Source organism: Cupriavidus basilensis (assembly GCF_029335485.1).
GTDB classification, from domain to species: Bacteria; Pseudomonadota; Gammaproteobacteria; order Burkholderiales; family Burkholderiaceae; genus Cupriavidus; species Cupriavidus basilensis_E.
In genome coordinates this window covers 24,902-30,999 of the sequence record NZ_JARJLM010000598.1, presented here as the reverse complement: position 1 = coordinate 30,999, position 6,098 = coordinate 24,902, and the positions used below count along the sequence as shown (strand labels likewise).

Annotated in this window: 6 protein-coding genes and 1 pseudogene; 6 read left to right on the top strand and 1 reads right to left on the bottom strand. The window is 68.2% G+C overall.

Going from position 1 to position 6,098, the window contains the following annotated elements; translation table 11 throughout:
* The 6 genes and pseudogenes from P3W85_RS37120 to P3W85_RS37095 form a co-directional block, all read left to right on the top strand.
* Nucleotides 1-136: pseudogene (locus P3W85_RS37120) on the top strand (branched-chain amino acid ABC transporter permease); the annotation flags it as partial.
* A complete protein-coding gene (locus tag P3W85_RS37115) occupies nucleotides 136-1,119 on the top strand; it encodes an ABC transporter permease subunit (RefSeq protein ID WP_017226532.1) in 984 nt (327 codons plus the stop codon). The pseudogene P3W85_RS37120 and the gene P3W85_RS37115, both read left to right, overlap by 1 nt.
* The gene (locus P3W85_RS37110; protein ID WP_276268452.1) at nucleotides 1,116-1,883 is read left to right on the top strand and encodes an ABC transporter ATP-binding protein; all 768 of its coding nucleotides are present in this window, start codon (nucleotides 1,116-1,118) and stop codon (nucleotides 1,881-1,883) included. Before P3W85_RS37115 ends, P3W85_RS37110 begins: the two co-directional genes overlap by 4 nt.
* Nucleotides 1,884-1,885: 2 nt before the next feature.
* Nucleotides 1,886-2,590 carry an ABC transporter ATP-binding protein gene (locus tag P3W85_RS37105; RefSeq protein WP_035811111.1) on the top strand — a complete coding sequence of 235 codons (705 nt, stop codon included), beginning with the start codon at nucleotides 1,886-1,888 and terminating at the stop codon, nucleotides 2,588-2,590.
* A 72-nt stretch (nucleotides 2,591-2,662) separates the two neighbouring features.
* A complete protein-coding gene (locus P3W85_RS37100) occupies nucleotides 2,663-3,922 on the top strand; it encodes a Zn-dependent hydrolase (RefSeq protein ID WP_276268451.1) in 1,260 nt (419 codons plus the stop codon).
* A gap of 8 nt (nucleotides 3,923-3,930) precedes the next feature.
* The gene (locus P3W85_RS37095; RefSeq protein WP_276268450.1) at nucleotides 3,931-5,424 is read left to right on the top strand and encodes a M81 family metallopeptidase; all 1,494 of its coding nucleotides are present in this window, start codon (nucleotides 3,931-3,933) and stop codon (nucleotides 5,422-5,424) included.
* Nucleotides 5,425-5,476: 52 nt separating this feature from the next.
* Here the strand turns inward: P3W85_RS37095 and P3W85_RS37090 are convergent, their stop codons facing one another.
* Nucleotides 5,477-6,094, bottom strand: coding sequence for an ANTAR domain-containing response regulator (locus P3W85_RS37090; protein ID WP_017225761.1), 618 nt, complete (start codon nucleotides 6,092-6,094; stop codon nucleotides 5,477-5,479).
* Nucleotides 6,095-6,098: the final 4 nt, after the last annotated feature.

Sequence of the window (6,098 nt, the reverse complement as noted above, 5' to 3'; positions counted from 1 at the left end):
GGTGGGCGGCGTGCTGGTTGGCGTGGTGCAAAGCCTGATGAGCACGCTGTGGCCGGAAGGCGCGTGGCTGATGATCTATGTGGCCATGGCCGCGGTGTTGCTGCTGCGTCCGCATGGCTTGCTGGGGAGGGGATGATGGAGATGCTCAAACGCTATCGCTTCTGGCTGCTGGCGCTGGGCGTGACCCTGGTGCTGCCGCTGACGATGCGCTCCGGCACGCTGGCCACCGAAGTGCTGGTCTATGCCATGGCGGTGATGGCCTGCAACCTGCTGCTGGGCTACACCGGCCTGCTGTCCTTCGGCCAGGGCATCTTCTTCGGCCTGGGCAGCTATGGGCTGGGCATCTCGCTGACGCGGCTGGCGTTGCCGCTGCCGCTGGGGCTGGGCCTTGCCATCGTCCTGGGCGCGGCGGCGGCGGCGCTGGTCGGATGGTTTGCCATTCGCCAGCGCGGCACGTACTTCGTGATGCTGACGCTGGCGTTCGCGCAGATGTTCTACTTCCTTGCCTATACGACGCCGGAGCTGACCGGCGGCGACAACGGCTTGCTGGATATCCCGCGCCCGCCGCTCTCGCTGTTCGGCGGCAGCCTGGCGTCCCTGGCCGGACCGTGGCAGTTCTACGCGTTTGTCGCGGTGCTGTTCCTGCTGGTGTTCTTCCTGGTGCTGCGCGTGACGGAATCCGTGTTTGGCCGCACGCTGCTCGCGATCCGCAACAACGAGGAGCGCGCGCAGGCGGTCGGCTACAACGTCAGGCATTTCAAGCTGCTGGCCTTCGTGCTCTCCGGCGCGATCACCGGACTGGCCGGCGCGCTCCACGCCATGCTGATGGGCATCGCGCCGCTGACCAATATCGACTACCACACCAGCGAGATGATCCTGATCATGACGGTGATCGGCGGCACCGGAAACGCCTTTGCTTCGGTCCTGGGCGCGGCCTTCTATGTGCTGCTGTCGGACTGGCTGTCGACCCTGTGGCCGCGCTGGCTGATGCTGCTCGGCTTCCTGCTGATCGCGGTCAGCCTGTTTATTCCGCGCGGGCTGTGGGGCTTGGGCGAGATGCTGTGGCGCAAGGCGGGCCGGGCCCCGGCGCAGCCGCTCGGACAGGAGGAGCAAGCATGACAGCGGCGATTCTGGAAGCGCGCGGGATTACCAAGGCGTACGGCAAGTTCAATGCGCTGGGTGGTGTCGACCTGCGGGTGATGCCCGGGACCGTGCATTCGGTGATCGGGCCCAACGGCGCGGGCAAGACCACGCTGTTCCACATGCTGACCGGCACCGGCACGGTGACCGCGGGCACCATCCTGTTCGACGGCAGGGACGTGACGCACGAGCCTGACCATCAACGCGTGCAGCGGGGCATTGCCCGTTCATTCCAGGTCACCAGCCTGTTCACGCATCTTCCGGTGCGCGAGAACCTGCGGCTGGCGGCGCTCGGCACCAGCCCGCTCCGCGCCATGGATTGCTGGCGGCGGCCGGGCGGCCAACTGGCCTGCGCGGACACCGTGGACGGCGTGCTGCAACGGCTCGAGCTGACCCGTGTCGCCAACGCGGAAGCCGGCACGCTGTCGCACGGCCAGCAGCGGCGGCTGGAAGTGGGCATGGCGCTGGCCGCCAGGCCGCGCGCCATTTTTCTCGACGAGCCCACGTCCGGCATGGGCATCGATGACCTGGCCGCCATGAAGCACCTCATTCGCGGCTTGAGCGCGGATCACACCGTGGTGCTGATCGAACACAATATGGACATCGTCATGGATATCTCCGACACGGTGACCGTGATGCAGCAGGGCAAGGTATTGATGGAAGGCCCGCCCGATGCGGTGCGCAACGATCCGCGCGTGCGCGCCGCCTATCTCGGCAACATGATCACCGGAGGCCGCAAATGACGATGATGCTGGAGGTCCAGGACGTGCATGGCTACTACGACAAGAGCCACGTGCTGCAAGGCGTATCGCTGGCGGTGGGTGCTGGCGAACTGGTCACGCTGCTGGGCCGCAACGGCGCCGGCAAATCCACCACCCTGAAGGCCATCGCGGGCGTGGTGCGCCCGCGCGGCGGACGCGTGCTGTTCCAGGGCCGCGACATCGCCGGGATGATGCCGCACCGGATCGCGGCGGACGGCCTTTGCCTGGTGCCCGAGCACCGCGGCATCTTCCGCCTGCTGACCGTGGAAGAGAACCTCAAGCTCGGCGCGCGCAAGGCGTCTCCCTGGCAACTGGATGACATCTACCGCATCTTCCCGCGCCTGCGCGAGCGGCGCCGCAACGGCGGCGCGCAACTGTCCGGCGGCGAGCAGCAGATGCTCGCGATCGGCCGCGCGCTGATGAATCATCCGCGCCTGCTGATGCTCGACGAACCGGTGGAAGGCCTGGCGCCGGTCATCGTCGAGGAGATCGTGGCGCAGCTCAAGATGATCAAAGCCGCCGGCGTATCGATCCTGCTGGTGGAGCAGAACCTGGAGGTCTGCATGCAGCTGGCCGACCGGCATTTCGTCCTGGAGCAAGGGACGGTGGTCTACAGCGGCAGCAACGCCGCGTTCCGGGACGACGAGGCCGTCAAGGACCGCTATCTGGGCGTGGGCCTGGCGGCCTGAGCGGCTGCTTATTCGCAGGTATTCACAAGTATTCACAAGCAATCGCAATTGCAAGCAGCGAGAGGAAGCACCATGTTGACGCAGCACGACGCCACGCTGGCCGGCCTTCGCATCGACGGCGCGCGCCTATGGGACTCACTGATGCGCCTGGCCGCGATCGGGGCGACGCCGAAAGGCGGCGTATGCCGGCTGGCCCTGACCGGGCAGGACCGCCTGGGCCGGGATTTCTTCGTGGCGCAAGCCAGGGCCGCCGGCTGCGAAGTGCGGGTCGACGCGGTGGGCAACCTGTTCGCGCGCCGGGCGGGCAGCAACGACGGCCTGCCGCCGGTGATGACCGGCAGCCACATCGATACCCAGCCCACCGGCGGCAGGTTCGATGGCAACTATGGCGTGCTGGCGGGGCTGGAAGTGCTGCGCGCGCTCAACGATGCCGGCGTGCAAACCGAGCGTCCGCTCGAAGTGGCGGTGTGGACCAATGAAGAGGGCTCGCGCTTCGTGCCGGTCATGATGGGCTCCGGCGCCTTCGTGGGCGAGTTCGCGCTGGACCATGTGCTGGGCCAGCGCGATCGCGATGGCATTTCCGTGCGGCAGGCGCTGGCGGCGATCGGCTATGCCGGTAGCGAGGCGGTCGGCGGCCGTCCGGTGGCTGCGTATTTCGAGGCGCATATCGAGCAGGGACCGGTGCTGGAGGCCAGCGATGTGCCGATCGGGGTCGTCACCGGCGCGCTGGGGCAGCGCTGGTACGACGTGGTGGTCACCGGGATGGAGGCGCATGCCGGCCCCACGCCCATGGCCATGCGCCGGGACGCCATGCTGGTGAGCGCGGAACTGGTCGGCATGGTCAACCGCATCGCAATGGAGCGGCAGCCCCACGGACGCGCGACGGTAGGCTGCATGGAAGTGCATCCGAACTCCCGTAATGTCATTCCCGGACGCATTGCCATGACGGTGGACCTGCGCTCGGACACCGACGCCGCGCTGTCGGGCATGGACCGTGCTTTCCGTGAGGGCGCCGCGCAACTAGCCGCGCGTACCGGGCTGAGCATCCAGATCGAACAGGTGGTCTACTTTCCGCCGCAGCCTTTCGATGCGCGGATGGTCGCATCGGTGCGCGCCGCCTCGCGGCGGCTGGACTTGCCGGAGATGGACGTCATCAGCGGCGCCGGCCACGATGCCGTCTATCTCGCGCGCGTGGCGCCGGCCGCCATGATCTTCGTGCCCTGCAAGGACGGCATCAGCCATAACGAGATCGAAGACGCCAGGCCCGAGCACCTGGAGGCAGGCTGCAACGTCCTGCTGCAAGTGATGCTCGAAGCCGCGAACCTGCCATGAGGAAGCCCATGAAGATCCTGATCGCACGCCTGAACCACGAAACCAATACCTTCTCGCCGGTGGCGACGCCGCTGCCGTCCTTCCACCCAAGCTACGGCGAAGACGCCTACCAGGCCAGCAAGGGCACGCGCACGGCCATCGGCGCCTTTATCGATCTGGCTGAAGCGGCGGGCGCCGAACTCGTGGTGCCGGTCGCCGCCAGCGCCAACCCGAGCGGGCGCGTCGCGGCCGCTGCCTATACGGCGCTCTGCGACGCCATCGTCAACGCCGCCCCCGGCTGCGATGCGGTGATGCTGGACCTGCACGGCGCCATGGTGGCAGAGAACAGCGATGACGGCGAGGGCGACCTGCTCGCGCGTGTGCGCACGGTGCTGCCCGAGGCCCCGATTGCCATCGCACTGGACCTGCACGGCAACGTCACGCCGGCGATGATGGCGCACGCGGATATTGCCGTGAGCTTCAAGACGTATCCGCACGTCGACATGTACGAGACCGGCGAGCATGCCGGCCGCCTGCTGATGCGCATGCTGCAGCAAGGCATGCGGCCGGCGCTCGCGTGGCGGCGCTTGCCGCTGGTGACGCACACGCTGCGCAGCAACACCGGCGAGGGCGCCATGCAGCGCGCGGTGGCGGCAGCGCGGCAGGCGGAAGCCGCTGGCATGCTGGCGGTGTCGGTGCTGGCCGGCTTCGGGCTGGCGGATATCGCGGCGCCTTGCATCAGCGTGCTGGTGGTGGCCGATGGCGGCGCCGCGGCCGCGCAGGCGGCAGCCGACCAACTCGCGGCGCAGATCTGGGACGAGCGCGCGGGCTTTGTCTATGACAGCGAGCCGCTGGCGGAGTCGATCGCACGCGCCGCGCAGCTGGCGGCCGGCGATGGCGAGGGGCCGGTGCTGTTGCTCGACCACGGCGACAACTGCATGTCCGGCGGCACCTGCGACGATATGGCGGTCCTGCAGGAAGCGCTGCGCCAGGGGTTGTCCGGCATTGCCGCCGGGCCGGTATGCGACCCGCGGGCGGTGGCGGCGCTGGTCGCCGCCGGCGTGGGCGCCAGCGTCTCGCTGCCGGTGGGCAACAAGGTGCCGCTGACCCAGCTCGGCATCTTTCCGGTGCCGCCGACGCTGAGCGGCCGGGTCGCCGCCATCAGCGACGGCGAGTACGTGATCAGCGGTCCCACCTACACGGGCCAGCGCATCCGCATGGGCCGCACCGTGCTGCTCGATATCGGTGCGGCGCAGGTCGTGATCACCGAGACGCCGCAGGAGCACTGGGACCTGGGCATCTTTACCCATATCGGCGTGGATCCGCTGGCGCAGCGCTTCCTGCTGCTGAAGTCGCGCATGTACTGCCGGCCGGTGTTCGTGCCGATCGCGAAGGCGGTGGTCGAGTGCGACGGCGGCGGGGTGACGAGTTCGCGCTACGCGCAGTTCCCGTTTCAGCGCTTGGCGCGGCCGGTGTATCCGCTGGATGCGGAGACTGGGCTGGAGGCGCCCGCGGCGGTGTGAGGGTTGCCTTGCGGCGACGCCTTCGGGCGCGCCGCGAATCTCGCCGCTTGTTCTATTTTCCGCTCTGGCCGAGCCCCAGCCGCGCCATCGCCTCCTTGGCTTCGACTACCATCTGCGCCACTTCGGCAACGGTCACGCGCAGTTTGGTGGCGCGTGCCCGCATGTGCTCGTAGGCTTCGGTCTCGCTGCCGCATTCCTGCTGCATCAGCAGGCGGATCGCCTTTTCGATCTGCCGGCGCGATTTGATGGTGTCTTCCAGCTTGTGGATCTTGTTGTGCTGGCGCGCCTGGAAGTCGCGCGCGGAGCGGGCCAGCACCAGGGTGCTGAGAATGCCGGACGAACGAAATGGCCGGGTGATCACGCCATGCGCATGCGTGCCCAGCAGCAGCTTGAGCATGGCGGGGCTCTCGTAGTCGGACAGGGCGATCATGGTGGCGTTGCTTTCGCTGGAGCACCAGGCGCCGCCGGACTGCAGCGCCTGGGTGACCTGGAAGAACACCACATCGGCATCGCCGGGCGGGGTGGCGGGCAGCGGCCACAGCAGGCGTAGCCGGCAGCCGATGCGCCTGAGCTGCTCGGCCAGGATGTCGCGGTCTTCGCCAGGCGGATAGATCACCACCACGCTGATGCTGCGCAGGTCTTCGTAGAGGCGGCGGATGCTTGAGTCCACGGCC